Annotated in this window: 22 protein-coding genes; 19 read left to right on the top strand and 3 right to left on the bottom strand. The window is 66.6% G+C overall.

All coding sequences use genetic code 11. From position 1 onward, the window contains the following. The first annotated feature begins 82 nt into the window (after positions 1-82). The 4 genes from rho (at position 83) to WFI54_RS05895 (ending at position 5,391) form a co-directional block, all read left to right on the top strand. Positions 83-2,119, top strand: a complete 2,037-nt coding sequence (gene rho / locus WFI54_RS05910; protein ID WP_336651868.1) for a transcription termination factor Rho — start codon at positions 83-85, stop codon at positions 2,117-2,119. Next, positions 2,119-3,192: a peptide chain release factor 1 gene (prfA, locus tag WFI54_RS05905; RefSeq protein WP_336651867.1), complete on the top strand. Its 1,074-nt coding sequence runs from the start codon at positions 2,119-2,121 to the stop codon at positions 3,190-3,192. The genes rho and prfA overlap by 1 nt, the downstream gene beginning before the upstream one ends. A gap of 214 nt (positions 3,193-3,406) precedes the next feature. Next, positions 3,407-3,952 carry a GNAT family N-acetyltransferase gene (locus tag WFI54_RS05900; RefSeq protein ID WP_336651866.1) on the top strand — a complete coding sequence of 182 codons (546 nt, stop codon included), beginning with the start codon at positions 3,407-3,409 and terminating at the stop codon, positions 3,950-3,952. A 47-nt stretch (positions 3,953-3,999) separates the two neighbouring features. Beyond that, the gene (locus WFI54_RS05895) at positions 4,000-5,391 is read left to right on the top strand and encodes an MFS transporter (protein ID WP_336651865.1); all 1,392 of its coding nucleotides are present in this window, start codon (positions 4,000-4,002) and stop codon (positions 5,389-5,391) included. Positions 5,392-5,414: 23 nt separating this feature from the next. Here WFI54_RS05895 and cysE read toward each other — a convergent pair whose 3' ends face one another. Together cysE and cysK are read right to left on the bottom strand one after the other, a co-directional pair. After that, on the bottom strand, positions 5,415-5,984 hold the full coding sequence (cysE, locus tag WFI54_RS05890; RefSeq protein ID WP_336651864.1) for a serine O-acetyltransferase: 570 nt from the start codon (positions 5,982-5,984) through the stop codon (positions 5,415-5,417). Between the two features lie 82 nt (positions 5,985-6,066). Then, the gene (gene cysK, locus WFI54_RS05885; RefSeq protein ID WP_336651863.1) at positions 6,067-6,999 is read right to left on the bottom strand and encodes a cysteine synthase A; all 933 of its coding nucleotides are present in this window, start codon (positions 6,997-6,999) and stop codon (positions 6,067-6,069) included. Between the two features lie 176 nt (positions 7,000-7,175). Between cysK and prmC the strand changes: the two genes are divergently transcribed. The 14 genes from prmC to WFI54_RS05815 all read left to right on the top strand — a co-directional run bounded on the left by prmC (position 7,176) and on the right by WFI54_RS05815 (position 19,356). Further along, complete coding sequence (prmC, locus tag WFI54_RS05880) at positions 7,176-8,117, top strand: peptide chain release factor N(5)-glutamine methyltransferase (protein WP_336652198.1); 942 nt, start codon at positions 7,176-7,178, stop codon at positions 8,115-8,117. A 65-nt stretch (positions 8,118-8,182) separates the two neighbouring features. Continuing rightward, positions 8,183-8,848 (top strand): L-threonylcarbamoyladenylate synthase, encoded by a 666-nt coding sequence (locus tag WFI54_RS05875; protein WP_336651862.1) that lies wholly within the window; start codon positions 8,183-8,185, stop codon positions 8,846-8,848. 17 nt (positions 8,849-8,865) lie between these two features. Further along, positions 8,866-10,071, top strand: a complete 1,206-nt coding sequence (locus WFI54_RS05870; RefSeq protein WP_336651861.1) for an MraY family glycosyltransferase — start codon at positions 8,866-8,868, stop codon at positions 10,069-10,071. Beyond that, on the top strand, positions 10,068-10,547 hold the full coding sequence (locus tag WFI54_RS05865) for a 3-oxoacyl-ACP reductase (RefSeq protein ID WP_336651860.1): 480 nt from the start codon (positions 10,068-10,070) through the stop codon (positions 10,545-10,547). The genes WFI54_RS05870 and WFI54_RS05865 overlap by 4 nt, the downstream gene beginning before the upstream one ends. Positions 10,548-10,707: 160 nt before the next feature. Next, positions 10,708-11,532 carry a F0F1 ATP synthase subunit A gene (gene atpB, locus WFI54_RS05860; protein WP_336651859.1) on the top strand — a complete coding sequence of 275 codons (825 nt, stop codon included), beginning with the start codon at positions 10,708-10,710 and terminating at the stop codon, positions 11,530-11,532. Positions 11,533-11,586: 54 nt separating this feature from the next. Further along, positions 11,587-11,814 carry an ATP synthase F0 subunit C gene (gene atpE / locus WFI54_RS05855; protein ID WP_017883370.1) on the top strand — a complete coding sequence of 76 codons (228 nt, stop codon included), beginning with the start codon at positions 11,587-11,589 and terminating at the stop codon, positions 11,812-11,814. A gap of 52 nt (positions 11,815-11,866) precedes the next feature. Further along, positions 11,867-12,415, top strand: coding sequence for a F0F1 ATP synthase subunit B (locus WFI54_RS05850; RefSeq protein WP_336651858.1), 549 nt, complete (start codon positions 11,867-11,869; stop codon positions 12,413-12,415). Beyond that, on the top strand, positions 12,415-13,191 hold the full coding sequence (locus WFI54_RS05845) for a F0F1 ATP synthase subunit delta (protein WP_336651857.1): 777 nt from the start codon (positions 12,415-12,417) through the stop codon (positions 13,189-13,191). Before WFI54_RS05850 ends, WFI54_RS05845 begins: the two co-directional genes overlap by 1 nt. 54 nt (positions 13,192-13,245) lie before the next feature. Beyond that, entirely contained in the window at positions 13,246-14,871 is a 1,626-nt protein-coding gene (gene atpA, locus WFI54_RS05840) for a F0F1 ATP synthase subunit alpha (protein ID WP_336651856.1), read from the top strand. 81 nt (positions 14,872-14,952) lie between these two features. Further along, on the top strand, positions 14,953-15,843 hold the full coding sequence (locus tag WFI54_RS05835; protein ID WP_336651855.1) for a F0F1 ATP synthase subunit gamma: 891 nt from the start codon (positions 14,953-14,955) through the stop codon (positions 15,841-15,843). Between the two features lie 21 nt (positions 15,844-15,864). Next, positions 15,865-17,328 (top strand): F0F1 ATP synthase subunit beta, encoded by a 1,464-nt coding sequence (gene atpD / locus WFI54_RS05830; protein WP_336651854.1) that lies wholly within the window; start codon positions 15,865-15,867, stop codon positions 17,326-17,328. A 3-nt stretch (positions 17,329-17,331) separates the two neighbouring features. Next, on the top strand, positions 17,332-17,592 hold the full coding sequence (locus WFI54_RS05825) for a F0F1 ATP synthase subunit epsilon (protein ID WP_336651853.1): 261 nt from the start codon (positions 17,332-17,334) through the stop codon (positions 17,590-17,592). Between the two features lie 100 nt (positions 17,593-17,692). After that, the gene (locus tag WFI54_RS05820; protein WP_336651852.1) at positions 17,693-18,493 is read left to right on the top strand and encodes a YaaA family protein; all 801 of its coding nucleotides are present in this window, start codon (positions 17,693-17,695) and stop codon (positions 18,491-18,493) included. 29 nt (positions 18,494-18,522) lie between these two features. Further along, positions 18,523-19,356, top strand: coding sequence for a PP2C family protein-serine/threonine phosphatase (locus tag WFI54_RS05815; RefSeq protein WP_336651851.1), 834 nt, complete (start codon positions 18,523-18,525; stop codon positions 19,354-19,356). A gap of 302 nt (positions 19,357-19,658) precedes the next feature. Here WFI54_RS05815 and WFI54_RS05810 read toward each other — a convergent pair whose 3' ends face one another. Then, positions 19,659-21,011, bottom strand: coding sequence for an aminotransferase class III-fold pyridoxal phosphate-dependent enzyme (locus WFI54_RS05810; RefSeq protein ID WP_336651850.1), 1,353 nt, complete (start codon positions 21,009-21,011; stop codon positions 19,659-19,661). Between the two features lie 76 nt (positions 21,012-21,087). Here WFI54_RS05810 and WFI54_RS05805 point away from each other — a divergent pair, with 76 nt between their 5' ends. Further along, positions 21,088-21,564: an OsmC family protein gene (locus WFI54_RS05805; RefSeq protein WP_336651849.1), complete on the top strand. Its 477-nt coding sequence runs from the start codon at positions 21,088-21,090 to the stop codon at positions 21,562-21,564. Positions 21,565-21,568 lie beyond the last annotated feature (4 nt).

Genomic DNA, 21,568 nt, shown 5'->3' with positions numbered 1-21,568 from the left:
CCGAAGCACACGCTGTGCATCACCGCGGATGGGCTGCGCCGAATGCGCACGCCGGCTCCGAGGTGTTCCGAAAGGAAGAACGATGGAATCGAACGTCGAAGAGACGACCACTGCCCCCGCAAGCGAGGAGACCGCACCCGTGCGTCGCCGGGCGTCGCGCCGGGTGACCGCTGCGGCGGGTGCCACGAGCGAGGCCGCGACCGCGGTTTCTGCTCCTGCTGCTGAGGCTCCCGCGGCCCAGGTGTCGGCTGCTCCTGCCGCCGACGCCGCTGAGGCTCCGGCTGAGGCGCCGAAGAAGCGTGCGACTCGCAGCCGTAAGAAGGTTGCTGAGGAGGCGCCGGCGGAGGCTGCCGCTGAGGCACCCGCCGAGGCTGCCGCAGCCGATACCGCTGAGGCTCCGGTTGAGGCGCCGAAGAAGCGTGCGACTCGCAGCCGTAAGAAGGTTGCTGAGGAGGCACCGGCGGAGGCCGCCGCCGAAACCCCCGCCGCCGCGACCCCCGAGGCATCGAGCCCCGCAGCCGACGCTGCTGAGGCAGCCCCCGCTAAGCGCGGTCGCTCGCGCCGTGCGCAGGCCTCCGAAGCGGCACCGCAGGCCGAGGCCGCGAACGATGCCACCGCAGACACTAGCGCCGATCAGGCCTCCGAAGGCGGCCAGGCGCAGGGGCGCAAGCCCGCGCAGAGCGGCACCGCGCAGGGCGATGCTCCGGCTGAAGCCGCGAAGAACGACGCAGACGGCGACGCCGAGAAGGGCGGTCGCAGCCGCAACCGTCGCGGCCGCGGGCAGAAGAACGAAAACGGCGAGTCTGCCGAGACCGCTGAGCAGGGTGAAGAGGCCAAGGGCCGCAGCCAGAACCAGAACGGTCAGAACCAAAACGGTCAGAACCAAAACGGTCAGAACGGCCAGGGCAAGGGCGACTCCGCCTCGCGTTCGACCCGCACGCGCCAGCGCGACCGCAAGCGTCGCGGACAAAACGATGATTTTGATCCGGAAATCACCGAAGATGACGTGCTGCTCCCCGTAGCCGGCATTCTCGATGTGCTCGACAACTACGCCTTCGTGCGCACGAGCGGCTACCTGCCCGGCACCAGCGACGTCTACGTCTCGCTCGGTCAGGTCAAGAAGTACGGCCTCCGCCGCGGTGATGCCGTGGTGGGCGCCATCCGTCAGCCCCGCGAGGGCGATACCGGTGGTCGCCAGAAGTACAACGCGATCGTGAAGGTCGACACCGTCAACGGGCGCACTGCTGAGGAGAACGAGCAGCGCGTCGATATCGCCGATCTCACTCCGGTTTTCCCGCAGGAGCGTCTGCGTTTCGAGACCGCTCAGGAGCGTTTGCTCGGCCGCGCCATCGACATCGCGGCTCCTGTCGGCCTCGGCCAGCGCGGTCTGCTCGTGCTGCCCGCTTCGGCCCACGGCACTTCGGTGATCACCGAGCTTGCCCAGGCCGTCACCGCGAACCGGCCCGACGCGCACCTCATGGTCGTGCTCGCGAACGCGCAGCCCGAGGAGATCACGCACCTGCAGCGCACCGTTGCCGGTGAGGTCGTGGCGGCAAGCTTCGATCGTCCCGCAGAGGATCAGGCCACTGTCGCAGAGCTCGCCATCGATCGCGCGAAGCGCCTGGTCGAGCTCGGGCACGATGTGGTGGTGCTCGTCGATTCGCTGAACCGCTTTGCCCGCGCCTACGCACAGGCCCAGCACGTTTCGACCCGCCCCGCACTCGAGGCGATCGACGAGTTCGCGCTCGGCCAGATCAAGCGCCTGCTCGCGGCTGCCCGCAATGTTGAGAACGGTGGCTCGCTTACCGTGCTCGCAACGGTGCAGACGAAGACCGGGATCGCCGCTGACAAGATGCTGCTGCGCGAACTTCGCGCGATTGCGAACAGCGAGATCCGCTTCGAGCAGGGCGTGCCCGGCACCATTCCCGCCGTCGATATCGCTGCTTCGCTGACCCGCAACGCTGATGCGATGCTCGGCGCTGAGGAGGCTGCGGTGCTCGCAGGCATCCGCTCGAGTATCGCCGCCGACGATGACGCTGCCGAGCAGCTCGCCGAGCGGCTGCGTGCCACGGCGTCGAACGCCGCGCTGCTCGCTGAGCTGCAGCGAGGCCGCGCCTGATGTTCGAGCAGGTCGAGGGCCTGCTTGCCGAGCACGCTCGGCTGCAGGATGAGCTCGCTGATCCCGCGCTGCACGCCGATGCTGCGCGCGCGAAGAAGGTGAACCGCCGGTACGCGGAACTCAGCAAGATCAAGGCTGCCCATGAGCAGTGGCAGCAGCTCGGCGACGACCTCGAGGCCGCGCGCGAGCTGGCCAAGGAGGATGACGCCTTCGCCGAGGAGATCCCGGCTCTTGAACAGGGGCTTGCCGAGGCGCAGGAGAAGGTGCGCCGACTGCTGATTCCGCGCGATCCCGATGATGCCCGCGATGTGATCCTCGAGATCAAGGGCGGTGAAGGTGGCGCAGAGTCTGCGCTGTTCGGTGCTGATCTGCTGCGCATGTACATGCACTACGCGGAGTCGAAGGGGTGGAAGACCGAGATCCTCGAAAAGGACGAGAGTGACCTCGGCGGCTACAAGAACGTGCAGCTGGCGATCAAGTCGAACGCGAGCGATCCGTCGCAGGGCGTTTGGGCGCACCTCAAGTATGAGGGTGGTGTGCACCGCGTGCAGCGTGTGCCCGTCACCGAGTCGCAGGGGCGCATTCACACCTCGACGACAGGGGTGCTCGTGTATCCCGAGGTCGATGAGCCCGAAGAGGTCGAGATCAATCAGAACGATCTCAAGATCGATGTCTATCGCTCCTCGGGCCCCGGCGGCCAGTCGGTGAATACGACCGACTCCGCGGTGCGCATCACCCACCTGCCCACGGGCATCGTGGTGGCGATGCAGAATGAGAAGTCGCAGCTGCAGAACCGTGAGGCGGCCATGCGCGTACTGCGTGCTCGCTTGCTCGCGAAGCAGCAGGAGGAAGCAGCGGCTGAGGCCAGCGCGCATCGTTCGAGTCAGATCCGCACGATGGATCGTTCTGAGCGCATCCGCACGTACAACTTCCCCGAGAACCGCATCGCGGATCACCGCACGGGGTACAAGGCGTACAACCTGGATCACGTCATGAATGGCGCGCTCGAGCCCGTCATTCTCTCCTGCATCCGCATGGATGAGGAAGATCGCTTGCAGGCGCTCGGGCAGTAGCCCGCAGCCGAGACGGCGTCGATGGCCTTTCCTGCGGGAGAGGCGGTCGGCGCCGTTCGTCGTTGCTGGCGCAGACGAACCGAGGTGCGTCAACCGAACCTTTTCGACGGATTTCGAACCAGGTTGATGCATTTGCTTCGAAATGAGTGAATTTGCCCCGAAATTGCGCAGAAAAACGTTGTTCTCTGGGCTGTGGGAGCGTTACGCTGATGCCATGACCACAGCAACGATCCCCACTCCCATCACCGGGCCGCTCGTCACGCTGCGCGCCCCGCAGGCAGCCGACGCAGACGCCCTCCTCGCCATCCTCACCGAGCCCGAGGTGGCCGTCTGGTGGGTCGGCTACACGGCTGAGCGCGTGCAGCGCGAGATCCTCGATCACCCCGAGTACGTGCGCGTCATCGAGGTGGAGGGGCAGTGCGTCGGCGCGATGTTTGTGCTGCGCGGCAGCGACGCCGAGTACCCCACCACGGTGATCCACATCTTCCTGAGCACCGCCTTCCGTGGCCGCCGTATCGGCGAAGAGGCGCTCGCGCTCGCGATTCGCAAGGAGTTCGCAGAGGGCATCTCCCGGATCACGCTCGACCCCAACATCAACAACGACGGCGCGATCCGCAGCTACGAGCGGCTCGGCTTCCGCCGTATCGGTGTGCTGCGCGATTACCAGGTGCGCCCGGGCGGCCACCTCGAAGACGCGCTCTTCATGGATCTCACTCGCAGCGACTTCCCCGACGGCCCGCCGCTGCCTCCCCGCGACTGACCACGCCACGGCGTCGCCGACCCTGGGGGAGGAGTACAGTTGAGCCTATGCGTACGGCTCGGCCACTCCTCCCCTGGGTGGTGTGGAGCGTAGCCGCAGTCGCCTACGCGGTCGCCATTATCAACCGCTCCTCACTCGCGGCGCTCGGCCCCGCCACGCAGGAGCACTTCGGAATCGACGCGACTACGCTCTCGATGTTCGCGATGATCCAGCTCGTGGTCTATGCGGGCCTGCAGATTCCGGTCGGCACGCTGCTCGACAGGTTCGGCTCGGCGACGATGATCTTCTCTGGCGGCCTGCTGATGGTGGCCGGGCAGATCATCATGGCCACAGTCGCCGACGTGCGGCTCGCGATTCTCGCGCGAGTGCTCGTGGGTGCCGGCGATGCTTGCACCTTTATCAGCGTGATGCGGCTGCTTCCCGAATGGTTCGCGGTGCGCCAGCTGCCGACGGTCAGCCAGGTCACCGGGCTGATCGGGCAGGCCGGACAGCTCGTCTCGGTCACTCCGCTGGCTCTGCTGGTGGGCGCGGCAGGCTGGGCGACGGGTTTCTTGGGTGTCGCCGCTGTCGGTGTGCTCATCACGCTGCTCGGCGCGGTCGTTCTGCGGGATCGCCCCGGTGCCGGCACGCTGCTCGAACGGATGACGGGGCGGCCAGGGGCCCTCAGCCGCAACGCGCGTTCGCTGGCAACACCCCCGCCCACCGGCGTAGTCGAGATGGCCCCGCCTGCTACGGGGCTCATCCCGGTGGGGAAACCGCCGCGCATCCGCGCCCTCGGGTTCTGGGGGCGGATCCGCAGGCTGTTGCGCATCCCGGGTGTACGGCTCGCGTACTGGGTGCATTTCACCACCCCCTTTGCGCTGAACTCCTTCGTGCTGCTCTGGGGCACGCCCTTCTTGGTGGGTGGTATCGGTCTTTCGCCGGCTGCGGCGAGCGGCCTGCTCAGCCTCACTGTGGTGTCATCGATGGTTGTCGGGCTCGTGCTCGGCCCGATCAGCTCCCGCTTCATCGAGCGCCGCGTCTGGATCAGTGTCGGCATCGCCGTGGCGATCGCGGCGTGCTGGATCACGGTGATCGCGTGGCCTGGCACACCACCGATCGCGGTGCTGATCGTGTTGCTGGTCGTTATGCCCTTCGGTGGGCCCGGGTCGATGATCTCCTTCGAAGTGTCGCGTTCGCATACGCCGCGCAGCTTCTCTGGCTTCGGCACCGGGCTCGTCAACACGGCGGGCTTCACTGCCTCGCTGCTCGTGATCGTGCTCATCGGCTTCGTGCTCGACCTGCAGGGTGCCGGCTCCCCTGAGAGCTATTCGCTCGGGGCCTTCAAACTGGCGTTCGCGGTGCAGATCCCGTTCTGGGTGCTCGGCATCACGATGATCCTCGTCGAGCAACGCCGCACCCGCCGCTGGATGGACGAGCATGGCAGGCGCCTGCGCTGAACGGTGCGTGATCTAAGCAGGTCTCAGATCACGTAGAAGTCGGCGAGGTCGGGGGTTTCAGCGAGTGGTGCACCTCTCCGAGGCCGGCCCGCAGCGGGGATGCCGGTGAGTGTGGTCCACGGCGGTGCGGAGTGCACCACCACGGCGTTCGCCCCTACGGCGCTGTCGTGGCCCAGCTCGATGTCGCCGAGCACTTTTGCGCCGGCACCGATGATCACCCTGTCTCCGATGGTGGGGTGCCGTTTGCCGCGGCTGTGGCCGGTGCCGCCGAGTGTGACACCGTGGTAGATGAGCACGTCGTCTCCCACCACGGCGGTCTCGCCAATAACGACGCCCATGCCGTGATCGATGAAGAGGCGGCGACCGATCGTGGCTCCGGGATGGATTTCGATGCCCGTGAAGAAGCGCACGAACTGTGAGATCGCGCGCGGGAGGAATCGCATGCCCCGGTGCCACATGGTGTGGGAGATGTGGTGCCACCAGACGGCGTGCAGACCCGAGTAAATGAGAAACACTGAGAGGCTGCCGCGCGCTGCCGGGTCGATGGCTTTTGCTGCGTTGATGTCCTCGCTGATGCGGCTGAAGATGCTCACGGTGTCCCTTCTGCGCTGGGTCTCGGGAAATACAACACCGGGCCCGCGCGGAGGATTCCCGCGCGGGCCCGGTGTTCGGTGATTAGACGTTGAGGTCTTCGTACAGCACAGTCGAGAAGTAGCGCTCGCCGAAGTCGGGCACGATCACGACGATCTTCTTGCCGGCGTTCTCGGGGCGCTGTGCGAGCTGCGCGGCGGCCCAGACGGCGGCTCCGCCGGAAATACCTGCGAGGATGCCTTCGTCGGTGCCGAGGGCGCGGGCTTTCGCGATCGCGTCCGGCAGGGCAACGTCGATGACCTCGTCGTAGACCTCCCTGTTGAGGATGGGGGGTACGAAGTTGGCGCCGAGGCCCTGGATCTTGTGGGGGCCTGCTGTGCCCTCGGTGAGCAGTGGCGAGTCGATCGGCTCGACGGCGACCACGGAGATGTTGGGGTTCTGCTCTTTGAGGTAGCCGCCCGCGCCCGTGATGGTGCCGCCGGTGCCGATGCCGGCAACGAAGATGTCGACCTGGCCGTCGGTGTCGTTCCAGATTTCGGGGCCTGTGGTGGCCCTGTGGATCGCGGGGTTGGCGGGGTTTGCGAACTGCTGGGCGAGCACGGCACCGGGGGTGTTTGCGGCGATCTCCTCAGCCTTTGCGACGGCGCCCTTCATGCCGAGCGGGCCTTCGGTCAGTACGATCTCGGCGCCGTAGGCGGCGAGCAGCTTGCGGCGCTCGATGCTCATCGTCTCGGGCATGGTGAGGATTACGCGGTAGCCGCGTGCGGCTCCGACGAAGGCGAGGGCGATGCCGGTGTTGCCGCTGGTGCCCTCGACGATCGTGCCGCCGGGTTGCAGTGCTCCTGAGGCTTCCGCGGCATCGACGATGGCAATGCCGATGCGATCCTTGACGCTGCCAGCGGGGTTGTAGAACTCGAGCTTCGCGTAAACCTCGGCTTGGCCCTCGGCGACGCGGTTGAGCCGCACGAGGGGGGTGTTGCCGAAGGCCTGGGTGATGTTGTCGTAGCTGCGTGACATGGGTGTGATCTCCTCCAGAGGGGTCGAGCGGCGAAGCCACCCCAAACTATAGCGTGTCGTTATCTGAGAATGTGGTATCCGTTATGCATGCGACGCCCTGTTACGCCGTGTCGAGCGGTGCTGTTGCCCGCGCGGGTGATTGAGGCCGCGGGTAAGGTGGGGGAGTGAACGAAGCGATGCGCCATGCGCGAGACGTCAGGGCCGTGCTGCAGGGGCTGCGCGAACGGTTCGAGGCCGCTGAGATCGCGGATCCGTCAGCAGATGCCGAACTCCTCGTCGGGCACGTGCTCGGCGCCTCGCGGGGCCGCGTGCAGGCGCTCGACGTGATGGGGGCAGAGCTTTCACCGGAGCAATACGAGACGCTGCAGGCGCTCGCTGCGGAGCGGGCGCGCCGGGTGCCGCTGCAGCACTTGACGGGGCGCGCCCCCTTCCGTCGTCTCGAGCTCTCGGTGGGCCCGGGCGTGTTCGTGCCGCGACCAGAGACCGAGACCGTGGCGCAGTTCGGCATCGACGAACTGCGCAGCCTGCCAGACGCCGAGCCGCTCGCGGTCGATCTGTGCACGGGCAGTGGCGCGATCGCCCTGGCGACCGCGCACGAGGTGCCTGCGGCGCGGGTCTGGGCCGTCGAGAAAAGCGCTGAGGCGCACGCGTGGGCCGAGCGCAATGTGCGGGAGTGGGGTGCTGGCCGGGTCACGCTGGTGCGCGGCGATGTGGCAGAGCTCGATCGAGAGGGTCTTGCGGCCGATGCTGGCCCCGGTGCATACGATGCCGGATCCGCATCCTTCCTTATTCGGGCCTTCGAGCCGCTGTGGGGGCGTGTGGCGGTGCTCGTGTCGAACCCGCCGTATGTGCCGCGCGATATGGTGCCGCGCGACCCCGAGGTGCGCGACCACGATCCCGCTCTGGCTCTCTACAGCGGTGTCGACGGCCTCGATCTGATCCGTGTCATCAGCAGGATCGGCCTGCGGCTCGTGCGGCCGGGCGGCCTGCTCGTGCTTGAGCACGCCGAGATGCAGGGCGCCGCGATCCGCACCCTTCTCACCGCGGATGGTTGGAACGGTGCTGAGACGCACCCTGATCTCACCGGCCGCGACCGCGCCACGCTGGCGAGGCGCTGACCTACCCGGCCCGGCACCGTGCACGCCCAGCCGACCACAGCACTGCGAGAGTAAGATGGGCGGTTATGGCCGAGGTCTTCGATTGCTCTGACAGTTCCCAGCTGCTCACCGGAACGCGCACCGCGCGCCGCGCGATCGGCAGCGGGCAGCTTGTCGTGCTGCCCACCGACACCGTGTACGGCGTCGCCGCAGATGCGTTCTCGCCGGAGGCCGTGCAGCGGCTGCTCGATGCGAAGGGCCGGGGGCGGCAGTCCCCGCCACCCGTGCTGATTCCCAACACAGCTACGCTCGCAGCCCTTGCCGCCGAGGTGACCGAGCCGTTGACTGCGCTCGCTGAGGCCTTCTGGCCGGGGCCGCTCACCATCATCACCCGAGCAAACCCATCGTTGAGCTGGGATCTCGGTGACACTGGCGGCACCGTGGCGCTGCGTATTCCGAACCAGCCGCTCGCCCTCGAACTGCTGCAGGAGACGGGCCCGCTCGCGGTCTCTTCTGCCAACCTCACCGGGCAGCCGGCCGCTCAGAGCGCTGCGGCCGCGCACGAGATGCTCGGCGACTCGGTCGAGGTGTACCTGGAAGCGGGGGAGGCCGCTGGCGGCGGTGTCGCTTCGACGATCATCGACGCGACGCGGCTGACTGCCGAGGGCGGCGAACTGCGGATTCTGCGCGAGGGCGGTGTGAGCCGCGAGGCGCTCGCCGAGGTGCTGCCGCAGGCCGTCTTCGCGGACTGACCGAGGGCCGAAAACTGATGGTGCCCTACCTGGTGGTTGCGGCGGTCGCGGTGCTCGTGACCGCTGTGGCATCGTACGCGGTGCTGCAGCTCAGCCGACGCTACCGGCTCGCACCCGAGGTGCGCGATCGCGATGTGCACCGAACCCCCACGCCGCGACTGGGCGGCATCGCCATGTTCGTGGGCCTGCTCGCCGCCTTCGCCGTCGCCGGTGCGCAGCCAGAGTTCGCGCCGCTGTTCACGCGCGGGCCCGAGATGTGGGCGCTGCTGGGGGCGTGCGCGATGATCGCCGCGGTCGGGATTCTTGACGATCTGCTCGACCTCGACTGGATGGTGAAGCTCGCGGCGCAGCTGGCCGCTGCCGGCTTGCTCGCCTGGAACGGTGTGCAGATCGTTTCGCTGCCCTTCGGGAACACGCTCATTGTCGGATCGCCGGCAGTGAACTTTGTGATCACGGTCTTCCTCATCACCCTGGTGATGAACGCCGTCAATTTCGTCGACGGCCTCGACGGGCTGGTGGCGGGGGTCGCGATTATCGCGAACTCGCTCTTCTTCATCTACACCCGCCTGCTGAACGAGCAGATCGGTCGCGTCGACTCAGTGGTGTTCGCGAGTTTCATTGGCATTGTCGTTGTGGGGATCTGTGTGGGATTCCTGCCGTTTAACTGGCATCGCGCGCGCATGTTCATGGGCGACACCGGCGCGTTGCTGGTGGGGTTGCTGATGGCGACCTCGACGGTGTCAGTGACGGGTCAGCTCAACCCTGCCGCGCTCGACCAGAAACTGGTGCTCGCGAGCTACATTCCGATTATTCTGCCGATCGCGGTGCTCGCGCTGCCGCTCGCAGACTTTTCGCTCGCTGTGGTGCGACGCTTGAGGGCCGGCAAGAGTCCGTTTTCGGCGGATCGCCAGCACTTGCACCACCGTCTGCTCGATATGGGGCATTCGCCGCTGCAGGCAGTCTTCATCTTCTACCTGGGCACGGCAGTGCTGTCGGTCGCGGTGCTGCTGGTCTTCACGCAGCAGAGCTGGGTGCTGCCGGTGGTGGTGCTGGTGGTCGGGGGAGCGGCCTGCGCGCTGCTGCTGTTCTTCCCCGTGGTGCGAGTGCGCGCACGCTTCGCCCAGCGGGGATTGGTACCGTTGACGAGGCGGGGATCACCCGTCGAGGCTCCGGGCGCCGAAGGCGCGGCCGCGAGCGAATCGAATGAGAGGATCCCCGAGTGAGCGACGCAACCCAGCCCGAGTCGCAGGAGACGCCCGAGCAGGGGCCCCGGCCGATGCCGGCGTCGCAGCCCGTCCTGCTGCGCGCCCTGCGCTGGGGCATCGCAGCTACTGCGGTCCTGATGGTCGTCTTCGCCGGCATCGGATGGCTGGTGTCGAGCGGTGAGGGCGTGGTGGGTGGCCTCATCGGCACCGCGATGGGCGGCTTCTTCCTGCTGCTCACGGTGGGCAGTATCGCGTTTGCGAATCGCTTTGTCGAAAGCCCCTCGTACATCGGCATCTTCTTCGGCATCGTGCTCGGTTGCTGGCTGCTGAAGTTCATCGCTTTCATCGTTTCCGTGCTGCTGCTGCGCGGCCAGCCGTGGCTCGACACGCAGATCCTGTTCTTCGGTCTGATGGCGAGCGTGCTTGTTTCACTCGCGCTCGATGTGGTCGTGGTGACGCGATCGCGGATCCCGATCATCTCCGACCCGGCGTGATCTGCGGGCGCTGCGAGGTGCCCGGTTTCATCTGAGGCAAAAACCTTGCTAGGATTGAAGGGTTCCCAGCCGGGACGCGCTACGCGCATGCCTGTGAGCACTGGGGGCACGACCATCGTTCGCCGTTGTGCAGTTCTGATCTGCACCCCGAATCAGGAGAATGGCGCTGTTCGCTAACGCTGTGCAACTCGTGGCCCCTGTCATCTATACCTCGGAGGAGGGTGGATTCCACCCGCCGTCGATTGAGGAATTCTTCCCCGACGCGATCTTCTTCGAAGGAACCATCTTCCAGATGGACCGCATCATGATCATCCGCGTGATCATGGCTGTGCTCGTGCTCGTGCTGTTCTGGCTCGGCACCCGCAAGATGCGTGTCATCCCCACCCGCGGTCAGTCGCTCACCGAGATGGCGCTCGACTTCGTGCGGGTCAACATCGCGGAAGATCTGCTCGGCAAGATCGACGGTCGTCGCTTCCTGCCGATCCTGAGCGCAATGTTCTTCATGATCCTGGCGTTCAACGTCACGGGCATCGTCCCGGGCCTCAACGTTGCGGGCACCGCCGTCATCGGCACCCCGCTCGTGCTCGCCGTTGTCTCGTACATCACCTTCATCTACGCAGGCATCAAGAAGAGCCCGAAGAACTTCTTCAAGAACTCGCTCTTCCCGGCAGGCGTGCCCAAGCCGATCTACATCATCGTCACGCCCATCGAGTTCATCTCGACCTTCGTGATCCGCCCCGTCACGCTCACCCTTCGTCTGCTGATGAACATGATGGTCGGCCACATGCTGCTCGTGCTCTTCTTCGCAGCGACAAACTTCTTCATCCTGTACGCCGGCGGGTTCTTCCCCGTGCTCGGTGTCGTCACCTTCGGCTTCGGCTTCGCATTCACGCTCTTCGAGATTCTCGTCGCCGTGCTGCAGGCCTACGTCTTCACGCTTCTCACTGCTGTCTACATCCAGCTCGCGCTGGCTGAAGAGCACTAAACCAACCCGGGTTCGGCAACCGCCGCACTCAACACACGGAAGGAAACACATACTGTGTCTGTTCTCGCTCAAGTTTCGGGTAGCATCGCCACCGTCGGTTACGGTCTCGCCGCCATCGGCCCCGCCATCGGTGTGGGCATTGTCGTCGGCAAGACGATCGAGGGCGTTGCTCGCCAGCCCGAGCTCGCCGGCCGCCTGCAGGTGCTGATGTGGATCGGTATCGCGTTCACCGAGGCGCTCGCCTTCGTGGGCATCGGCACCGCCTACATGTTCGGCTACTAAGAAACGTTCCCCTTTACTAACGTTTCGTAACCTGACATGAGAGGAGGCAGCGATGATCAACACAATCGTTGTTGCTGCTGAGACCGCGGATAAGAACCCGCTGCTCCCCGCGACCTACGACATCGTATGGTCGGGAGTCATCTTCGTCATCCTGCTCATCGCATTCTGGAAGGTCTTCCTGCCCAAGATGCAGGCGATGCTCGACGCTCGCGCCGAGGCCATCGAGGGCAACATTGCCAAGGCCGATGAGGCCCAGGCGAAGGCGGAGGCGGCGCTGCAGGAGTACACCGCGCAGCTCGCAAGCGCTCGCGAAGAGGCCGGCGTGATCCGCGAGGACGCCCGCGCCGATGGCGACAAGATCCGCGCCAAGGCCCGCGAAGAGGCCGTTGCCGAGCAGGCCCGCATCGCGCAGGCCGCCCAGGCGCAGATCGAGGCGGAGCGTCAGAGCGCTGTGGTCTCGCTGCGCAAGGACGTCGGCTCGCTGGCCCTCGGTCTCGCTTCCAGCGTGGTCGGCGAAACCCTCGCCGACGACCAGAAGGCGTCGGCGCTCGTCGACCGCTTCCTCGCTGATCTCGAAGCATCCGAGAAGGCGGCGAACTGATGGGAAGCGCGTCACGCGAAGCACTGGCCCAGGCGCGCACCGCGCTGCGGGCGGGACTCGACCCGGCCACCGGCGGCGCACTGCTGCAGGCGACGGCTCGGATCGCCGAGAGCCCCGCGCTCGCCTCGGCACTCGGCGACGCCTCGGCGAGCGCTGAGGCCAAGGGGCAACTCGTCGCACGGCTCTTCGGCGGGCTCACCGCTGACGCGCGCTCCGTGCTCACCGCAGCCGTCCAGGCGCGCTGGTCGAACGTCGAGGAGTTCGTCGCGGGTGTCGAGGAGCTCGGCCTGCGCGCCGAGGGTCTCGCCAACGCGGCGCTCTCCGACGAGCTGCTCGCGGTCGCTGATCTGATCGATCGCAACCACGAGCTCCAGCTCAGCCTCGGCAGCAAGCTCGCCGATCCCGCCGGCAAGGTGCGGCTCGTGCAGCGACTGCTCGAGAGCAAGGCCTCGGCCTCCACGGTCGCGGTCGTGAGCCACCTCGTCGCGAACCCGCGCGGTCGCAGGCTCGACGCCTCGCTCCGCAGCGCCGCTCGCATCGCCGCCGACCAGAACGGCAGCGATCTCGCGACAGTCACCGTCGCGACACCGCTCTCGGCGGCTCAGCAGGAGCGGCTTGCCCGCGCCCTTGAGCAGTCGGTCGGTCGTTCCGTGAAGATCACGACGGTGATCGACCCCGAGCTCATTGGCGGCGTGCGCATCCAGATCGCAGACGACGTGATCGACGGCAGCGTTCGCGCCCGCCTTGATGACCTCCGACAGCAGCTCGCTGCATAGGGCACAACTTTTCACCCCGGGGGCGGCGCTTCCGGATCAGACAGAGGAAACGAAATGGCAGAACTCTCAATCAGCCCGGACGAGATCCGCGACGCGCTGAATGACTTCGCAGCGTCGTACGAGCCGGCCCAGGCGGAGAAGACCGAGGTCGGCACCGTGGTCGACGCCGCTGACGGCATCGCCCACGTCGAGGGCCTCCCCGGCGTGATGGCAAACGAGCTGGTGCGCTTCGCAGACGGCACCCTCGGCCTCGCACAGAACCTCGAGGAGAACGAGATCGGTGTCGTCGTGCTCGGCGAGTTCACCGGCATCGAGGAGGGCCAGCAGGTCACCCGCACCGGCGAGGTGCTCTCGGTTCCCGTGGGCGAGGGCTACCTCGGCCGCGTGGTCGACCCCCTCGGCAACCCGATCGACGGCCTCGGTGAGATCACCGGCGTCGAGGGCCGTCGCGCCCTCGAGCTGCAGGCCCCCGGCGTCATGCAGCGCAAGTCGGTGCACGAGCCGCTGCAGACCGGCATCAAGGCGATCGACGCGATGATCCCCGTTGGCCGCGGCCAGCGCCAGCTCATCATCGGTGACCGCCAGACCGGCAAGACCGCAATCGCGATCGACACCATCATCAACCAGAAGGCCAACTGGGAGTCGGGCGACACCACCAAGCAGGTGCGCTGCATCTACGTTGCCATCGGCCAGAAGGGCTCGACCATCGCTTCGGTGAAGGGCGCGCTCGAGGACGCCGGCGCGATGGAGTACACCACCATCGTCGCCTCCCCGGCATCCGACCCCGCTGGCTTCAAGTACCTGGCGCCCTACACCGGTTCGGCAATCGGCCAGCACTGGATGTACGACGGCAAGCACGTCCTCATCATCTTTGATGATCTGTCGAAGCAGGCTGAGGCCTACCGCGCCGTGTCGCTGCTCCTCCGTCGCCCGCCGGGGCGCGAGGCCTACCCGGGCGACGTCTTCTACCTGCACTCCCGCCTGCTCGAGCGCTGCGCAAAGCTCTCGGACGAGCTGGGTGCCGGCTCGATGACCGGTCTTCCGATCATCGAGACCAAGGCGAACGACGTTTCGGCTTACATCCCGACCAACGTGATCTCGATCACCGACGGCCAGATCTTCCTGCAGTCCGACCTCTTCAACGCGAACCAGCGTCCGGCGGTCGACGTGGGCATCTCGGTGTCGCGAGTCGGCGGTGACGCACAGGTGAAGTCGATCAAGAAGGTCTCCGGTACCCTCAAGCTCGAGCTCGCCCAGTACCGTGCCCTCGAGGCCTTTGCGATGTTCGCCTCGGATCTCGACGCGGCCAGCCGCAAGCAGCTCGAGCGCGGCGCCCGCCTCACCGAGCTGCTCAAGCAGCCGCAGTACACGCCGTACCCCGTCGAAGAGCAGACCGTTTCGATCTGGGCCGGCACCAAGGGCTTCCTCGATGATGTCCCGGTTGAGGACATCCTGCGCTTCGAGCGCGAGTTCCTCGACTACCTCGGCCGCAACTCCGAGGCGCTGAACACGCTCCGCTCGACCAACGTGCTCGACGACGACACCGTCGCCGACATCACCGCGCAGATCGAGAAGTTCAAGAGCGAGTTCCGCACCTCGTCCGGCAAGAGCCTGAGCGAGCAGTTCGGTGCGCTCGACGAGGCAGAGATCAAGCAGGAGCAGCTGGTCGTCAAGAAGTAGTGACGGACCCCGGTGGGGGCGTCAGCCCCCACCGATCCCGAACCACCTCGACCAGCCAGCCCCGACCAGTACAGGAGAGACATGGGAGCGCAACTTCGGGTCTACCGGCAGAAGATTCGTTCTGCCCAGACGACCAAGAAGATCACCCGTGCGATGGAGCTGATCGCAGCCTCTCGCATCCAGAAGGCGAAGGCACGCGTCGAAGCGTCGACGCCGTATGCCACCGCGATCACCCGTGCGGTGTCCGCGGTCGCCACGCACTCGAACACCGCACACCCGCTGCTCGTCGAGGCCGACAAGGTCGAGCGGGCGGCAGTGGTGATCTTCACCTCCGACCGCGGTCTCGCGGGCGCCTTCAACTCGCAGGTGCTGCGGGAGGCGGAGCAGCTCACCGAGCTGCTGCACGAAGAGGGCAAGGAAGTTGTGTACTACCTGATCGGCCGCAAGGCCCAGGGGTACTTCTCCTTCCGTCGCCGTGCTTCGGAGCGTGTGTGGACCGGTGACACCGAAACCCCCGCCTTCGAAACGGCGAAGGAGGTTGCGGAGTCCCTGCTTGAGGTCTTCGCCCGCCCCGCCGCCGAGGGCGGAGCGCAGGAGATCCACCTCGTCTACAACCGCCTCATCAGCATGGTGAGTCAGGTTCCCGAGGTGCACCGCCTGCTCCCGCTGCAGGTTGTCGAGGGCGTCGCCGAGGCGACAGAAGCCCCCGAGGCGCTGTACGAGTTCGAGCCCGACGCTGACACGGTGCTCGACAAGCTGCTGCCGGCCTACATCGAGTCGCGTATCTTCAACGCCATGCTGGAATCGGCTGCGGCGAAGCACGCTGCGACGCAGAAGGCGATGAAGTCGGCGAGCGACAACGCCGACACGCTGATCCGCGATTACACGCGCCTCGCGAACAACGCCCGCCAGGCCGAGATTACCCAGCAGATTTCCGAGATCGTAGGCGGCGCCGACGCGCTGTCGAGCTAAGAAGCACGAAGAGAGAGAAACATGACCGAAACCGCCGCAGTGGCGACTGAGGCCGCAACGAAGGTTGTCGGGCGGATCGCTCGAGTGACCGGCCCCGTCGTCGATATCGAGTTCCCGCACGACGCGATCCCCGGCGTCTACAACGCTCTCGAGACCATCGTCAACATGGGCGAGGGCGCTGAGCCCTTCAAGCTCGTGCTCGAGGTTGCGCAGCACCTCGGCGACAACCTCGTCCGCGCCATCGCACTGAAGCCGACTGACGGCCTCGTGCGCGGCCAGGAGGTCGTCGACACCGGTGACTCGATCACCGTTCCCGTGGGTGATGTCACCAAGGGCAAGGTGTTCGACGTTACGGGCAACGTGCTCAACCTCCCCGAGGGCGAGACCATCGAGGTCAACGAGCGCTGGAGCATCCACCGCACGCCCCCGGCCTTCGATCAGCTCGAGTCGAAGACCCAGCTCTTCGAAACCGGCATCAAGTCGATCGACCTCCTCACCCCGTACGTGCAGGGCGGCAAGATCGGCCTGTTCGGTGGTGCTGGTGTCGGCAAGACCGTCCTCATCCAGGAGATGATCCAGCGCGTGGCCCAGGACCACGGCGGCGTCTCGGTGTTCGCCGGTGTCGGCGAGCGCACCCGTGAGGGCAACGACCTCATCCACGAGATGGACGAGGCCGGCGTCTTCGACAAGACCGCTCTGGTGTTCGGCCAGATGGACGAGCCCCCGGGGACGCGTCTGCGCGTTGCCCTCTCCGCGCTGACCATGGCGGAGTACTTCCGCGATGTGCAGAAGCAGGACGTGCTGCTCTTCATCGACAACATCTTCCGCTTCACGCAGGCCGGTTCCGAGGTGTCGACGCTGCTCGGCCGTATGCCCTCCGCTGTGGGCTACCAGCCGAACCTCGCCGACGAGATGGGCATCCTCCAGGAGCGCATCACCTCGACCCGTGGCCACTCGATCACCTCGCTGCAGGCCATCTACGTGCCCGCCGACGACTACACCGATCCGGCCCCGGCGACCACCTTCGCCCACCTCGATGCGACCACCGAGCTCTCGCGTGAGATCGCCTCGAAGGGTCTCTACCCCGCCATCGATCCGCTCACCTCAAGCTCGCGCATCATGGATCCCCGCTACTTGGGCGAGGACCACTACCGCGTCGCCACGACGGTGAAGCAGATCCTCCAGAAGAACAAGGAGCTCCAGGAGATCATCGCGATCCTTGGTGTCGACGAGCTCTCCGAAGAGGACAAGATCACCGTGGCACGCGCGCGCCGCATCCAGCAGTTCCTCTCGCAGAACACCTACATGGCGAAGAAGTTCACCGGTGTTGAGGGCTCCACGGTTCCCCTCGCGGAGACCATCGAGTCGTTCGACGCGATCTGCAAGGGCGAGTTCGATCACGTCGCAGAGCAGGCCTTCTTCAACGTGGGCGGCATCTCCGACGTCGAGGAGAACTGGGCCAAGATGCAGAAGGATCTGGCCTAAGTCATGGCGCTCAACGTGAGTGTCGTCTCGGCCGATCACGAGGTCTGGACGGGTGAGGCTGCTCAGGTCGTCGCGAAGACGGTCGAGGGCGAGATCGGCATCCTCAGCGGCCACCAGCCGCTGCTCGCCCTGCTCGCGCAGGGTGAGGTGCGCGTGACCACTGCCGGTGGTGAGAAGATCGCGGTTGACGCCGAGGGTGGTTTCCTCTCGGTCGATCACGACACGGTGACCATCGTCGCCAGTCGCGCGAGCGTCGCCGCCTAACACTCGGTCGCTGCACCCCTGACCTCGGGGCCCGGAACACCAATCGGTGATCCGGGCCCCGAGGCGTTTCCGGGGGAGGAGTCGCTAGGCTGGAAGCACCATGAAGATCCTGCTGCCCCCCTCTGAAACGAAACGAAGCGGCGGTGAAGGATTCCTGCGCCCCGCCGAGCTGCGCGCGCACGAGCAACTGCACCATGCCCGCGGCAGGGTGCGCGCCGCGCTTGAAGAGTTGAGCCGCGGCGACGAAGACATCGCCGCGAAGGCCCTGAAGCTCGGGGTGAAGAACCGTGATGAACTGCAGCACAATCTGCGACTCGATGAAAGCGGCGTGCTGCCCGCCGTGGAACGCTACACGGGCGTGCTCTACGACGCTCTCGACGTGCCGTCGCTGAACGCCGCAGAGCGCGCGTGGCTCGCTGAGCATGTGCTCGTGCAGTCGGCGCTGCTCGGCCTCGTCGGCGCGGGGGACCGAATCCCCGCCTACAGGCTTTCCGCAGGATCCCGCCTGCCAGGCCTCGGTGCCCCGCTCAAACGCGTCTGGAGCGAAGCGCACGCCAACATTGAGTGGGCCGGGGCTGGTCTCGTGCTTGATCTGCGCTCGAAAGACTACGCGGCCCTGGCGCCGTTGCCCAACGATGTGGGGTACGCCCTCCTTGTTGTGCAGCGCGGCGACGACGGCGCAGTGCGCGCCCTCAACCACTTCAACAAGGCGGCGAAAGGCGACCTCGTGCGGCGCCTTGCCCGATCCGCCGCCCGTCTCGACACCCCGCAGCAGCTACTCGACTGGGCGCAAGTCACCGGCCTCGAGCTCAGTCTCGATGAGTCGTCGCGCGTGATCACCCTGGTCACCGAGCTGGGGGCGCCCGCGGCGCGGTCGTCGGCACACAGCACGGCACGGTAGAATACTCTGGTGTCTGAGAGGTGGAAGCAGTGACCGCGCGCGGTGAAAACGCGTCGCGTCGACGTCTGCGCTACCGCAAAGACAGCGAGCTCGAGATCGAGCTCTCGTGGTTTGCCCTGAGCGACGTCGGAAATCGACGTGAAACCAACCAGGACAGCTACGTCGCCATGCCCCCGATCTTCGCCGTCGCCGACGGCATGGGGGGCCACTCGGCCGGCGAGATCGCCTCCGCCGCAGTGGTGCGTCGACTCGCCGAACTCGGCGGCACCGAGAACGCCACCGAGCGCGACATCGACGAACTGCTCGGCGATGCTGTCGAAGACATCGAACTCGATGCCGGGGAGACCGAGCTCGGGGCCGGCACCACTGTCACCGGTGTTTGCCTCAGCACCGAAGACGAACCCACCTGGCGGGTCTTCAACATCGGCGATTCCCGTGTTTACCAATACTTCAAAGGTGCCCTCAGCCAAATTACCGTCGATCACTCCGTCGTGCAGCACCTCATCGACACCGGTGCGATCAGCGAAGAAGAAGCCGAGGTGCACCCGCATGCGAACGTGATCACGCGCGCTGTCGGTTTCAACGAGGCCCCGATCCCCGACTACACCTCGCTCGCCCTCATCCCGGGCCAGCGCCTGCTGATCTGCTCCGACGGGCTCACGAAAGAGCTCACGGACATCGGCATCCAGCATTACCTGGCCTCGCAGCCCACCGCAGAAGACGCCGCTCGCACGCTCGTGCACCAGGCGCTCGACAACGCGGGCCGCGACAACGTCACCGTGATCGTGATCGACGTGCACGCCGTCGGCGATGTTGTCGATACCGGCAGCTTCGAGGCCTCGGGCCTCGAAATCACAGGCTGAGGCGGATCGCCCCGCACGCTGCTCCTGCGCGCCGCCCGCGCGAGCCTGCTTGCCCCTGCGCCCGCTTGCCCTTGCACCCGCGCATAGCTACGCCCTCGAAAGGCGCATTTCGCATCTGAGGGCGGGCGGATTCATGCGAAACCCGCCTCTCGGCGGGGCGGCCGGGGTGATGGGTGTGGCGGGTGAGGAGGGTGTGGCGGGCGCGGCGGGTGTGGCGGGCGTCAGTGCGGGGAGGAGAGAGCATGCGAAACCCCGCCGCCTCAGGGGAGGCGGCGGGGTGAGGTGGCACGGGTTGGATCCGCCTACGCTGCCGCGAAGGCGGCGTCGAGCACATCGATGACGTCGGCGATGAGTTCGTCGCTCATCTTGAGCGAGGGCAGGAAGCGGATGGCCTGATTGTGCACGCCGGTGCTCAACAGCACCACGCCCTGCGAGGCCGCGAAGTCGACGACGTGTGACACGAGCTTCGGGTCGGCCTCGAGTGTGCCGGGCTTCACGATCTCGATCGCGAGCATCGCGCCGCGGCCGCGCACCTCGGCGATGCTGTCGTACTTCTCGGCGAGGCGTCGCAGGCCTGCGGTGAAGGTGGCCTCGATCCGCTTCGCTTCTACGAGCAGGTTTTCGCGTTCGATCTGCTCGAAGACCGCGACGGCGGCAGCGCAGGAGACGGGGTTGCCGCCGAAGGTGCCGCCGAGGCCGCCCGGCTGCGACTGGTCCATGATCTCGGCGCGGCCAGTGATGCCGGCGAGGGGGAGACCGCCGGCGATGCCCTTCGCCGAGAGCACGATGTCGGGCTCGACGCCGAACTGTTCGATCGAGAAGACGGTGCCGGTGCGCGCCATACCCGCCTGCACCTCGTCGGCGATGAACACGATGCCGTTCGCGCGGCACCATTCGGCGAGCGCCGGCAGGTAGCCGTCGGCGGGCACGATGAAGCCGCCCTCGCCCTGGATGGGCTCGACAACGAGGCAAGCGAGATCTTCGGCGCCGGCCACCTTTTCGAGGTGGGCGATGGTGCGGGCCGCGGCCTCGGCACCGCTCAGGCCGTCGTGCAGCGGGTAGGAATTGGGAGCCTTGTAGATGTCGCCGGCGCGGGGGCCGTAGCCGAGGGCGTAGGGAGCGGCCTTGTGATTCATGCTGCTGGTGAGCATGGTGCGGCCGTGGTAGGCGTGTTCGAGCACGGCGACGCCGGGGCGGCCGGTGTACTTGCGGGCGATTTTGACACCGTTCTCAACGGCTTCGGCACCGGAGTTCATGAGCAGGGTCTTGTAGGGGCGCTCGGCCGTCGAGCCAGGAACGTGCTTGGCGAGGTGCTCGGCCACCTGCACGTACGGCTCGTAGGGAGTCATTGTGAACAGGGTGTGAGTGACCTTGTTGAGCTGCGCGGTGGCCGCTGCGACGACGGCGCTGTCGGTGTGGCCCACGGTGGTCACGCCGATGCCGCCGCAGACGTCGACGAGGTGGTTGCCGTCGACGTCAACGAGGATGGAGTCATGCGAGCGCTCGATGTAGACGGGCAGCACGCTGTGCACTCCGGGCGGCACGACCGCGCGGCGACGCTCGTGGATTTCTCGTGAGCGGGGCCCGGGAATCTCGGTGACAACGAGACGCTGCTGGGGAATTGACGATTCGGTGACTGGCGCTGCTTCGCTCATGCTCTCGATCTTACTCTCGGGTGGCTGGGACGATTGCGGCGGCACAGCACCGGAGCGCCAGCGCTAGGCTGGCCGCGTGGGCGACGTGCATGAGTACCGCGTGGGGATCGAGTGGACCGGCAACCGGGGGACCGGGACGAGTGGGTACCGCGACTACGGCAGGCAGCTGCTGATCCGTGCAGCGGGCAAGGCCGCGCTCGAGGGTTCGGCCGATCGCACCTTCCACGGCGACGCTGACCGTTGGAATCCCGAGGAGCTGCTGGTCACCGCGCTCGCGCAGTGCCACATGCTCTCGTACCTGCACATGGCCGTGCGCGCGGGCGTCGTAGTGACGGGGTATACCGACGAGGCGGTGGGCACGATGTTGCAGGAGGGGTTGGGTGGCGCGTTCACGGAGGTGGTGCTCCGGCCAAGGGTTGCTGTCGCCGAAGTTTCGATGGTGGAGGCGGCGCTCGCGGCGCACGCTGCGGCACGGGACGCGTGCTTCATCGCGAACTCGGTGAACTTCCCGGTGCGGCACGAGCCGGAGATCGTGGTCGCAGGCTCGGCGTAACACG

Origin of the sequence: Leucobacter sp. MMO-125 (genome assembly GCF_037148395.1) — a bacterium.
Lineage (GTDB): Bacteria > Actinomycetota > Actinomycetes > Actinomycetales > Microbacteriaceae > Leucobacter.
This window is presented reverse-complemented; position numbering and strand designations above follow the sequence as displayed.

Bases quoted from the DNA above. Each gene is read 5' to 3' on its own strand.
- rho (WP_336651868.1), top strand. From the start codon at position 83: ATGGAATCGAACGTCGAAGAGACGACCACTGCCCCCGCAAGCGAGGAG.
- prfA (WP_336651867.1), top strand. From the start codon at position 2,119: ATGTTCGAGCAGGTCGAGGGCCTGCTTGCCGAGCACGCTCGGCTGCAG.
- WFI54_RS05900 (WP_336651866.1), top strand. From the start codon at position 3,407: ATGACCACAGCAACGATCCCCACTCCCATCACCGGGCCGCTCGTCACG.
- WFI54_RS05895 (WP_336651865.1), top strand. From the start codon at position 4,000: ATGCGTACGGCTCGGCCACTCCTCCCCTGGGTGGTGTGGAGCGTAGCC.
- cysK (WP_336651863.1), bottom strand. From the start codon at position 6,999: ATGTCACGCAGCTACGACAACATCACCCAGGCCTTCGGCAACACCCCC.
- prmC (WP_336652198.1), top strand. From the start codon at position 7,176: ATGCGCCATGCGCGAGACGTCAGGGCCGTGCTGCAGGGGCTGCGCGAA.
- WFI54_RS05875 (WP_336651862.1), top strand. From the start codon at position 8,183: ATGGCCGAGGTCTTCGATTGCTCTGACAGTTCCCAGCTGCTCACCGGA.
- WFI54_RS05870 (WP_336651861.1), top strand. From the start codon at position 8,866: ATGGTGCCCTACCTGGTGGTTGCGGCGGTCGCGGTGCTCGTGACCGCT.
- atpB (WP_336651859.1), top strand. From the start codon at position 10,708: ATGGCGCTGTTCGCTAACGCTGTGCAACTCGTGGCCCCTGTCATCTAT.
- WFI54_RS05850 (WP_336651858.1), top strand. From the start codon at position 11,867: ATGATCAACACAATCGTTGTTGCTGCTGAGACCGCGGATAAGAACCCG.
- WFI54_RS05845 (WP_336651857.1), top strand. From the start codon at position 12,415: ATGGGAAGCGCGTCACGCGAAGCACTGGCCCAGGCGCGCACCGCGCTG.
- atpA (WP_336651856.1), top strand. From the start codon at position 13,246: ATGGCAGAACTCTCAATCAGCCCGGACGAGATCCGCGACGCGCTGAAT.
- WFI54_RS05835 (WP_336651855.1), top strand. From the start codon at position 14,953: ATGGGAGCGCAACTTCGGGTCTACCGGCAGAAGATTCGTTCTGCCCAG.
- atpD (WP_336651854.1), top strand. From the start codon at position 15,865: ATGACCGAAACCGCCGCAGTGGCGACTGAGGCCGCAACGAAGGTTGTC.
- WFI54_RS05825 (WP_336651853.1), top strand. From the start codon at position 17,332: ATGGCGCTCAACGTGAGTGTCGTCTCGGCCGATCACGAGGTCTGGACG.
- WFI54_RS05820 (WP_336651852.1), top strand. From the start codon at position 17,693: ATGAAGATCCTGCTGCCCCCCTCTGAAACGAAACGAAGCGGCGGTGAA.
- WFI54_RS05810 (WP_336651850.1), bottom strand. From the start codon at position 21,011: ATGAGCGAAGCAGCGCCAGTCACCGAATCGTCAATTCCCCAGCAGCGT.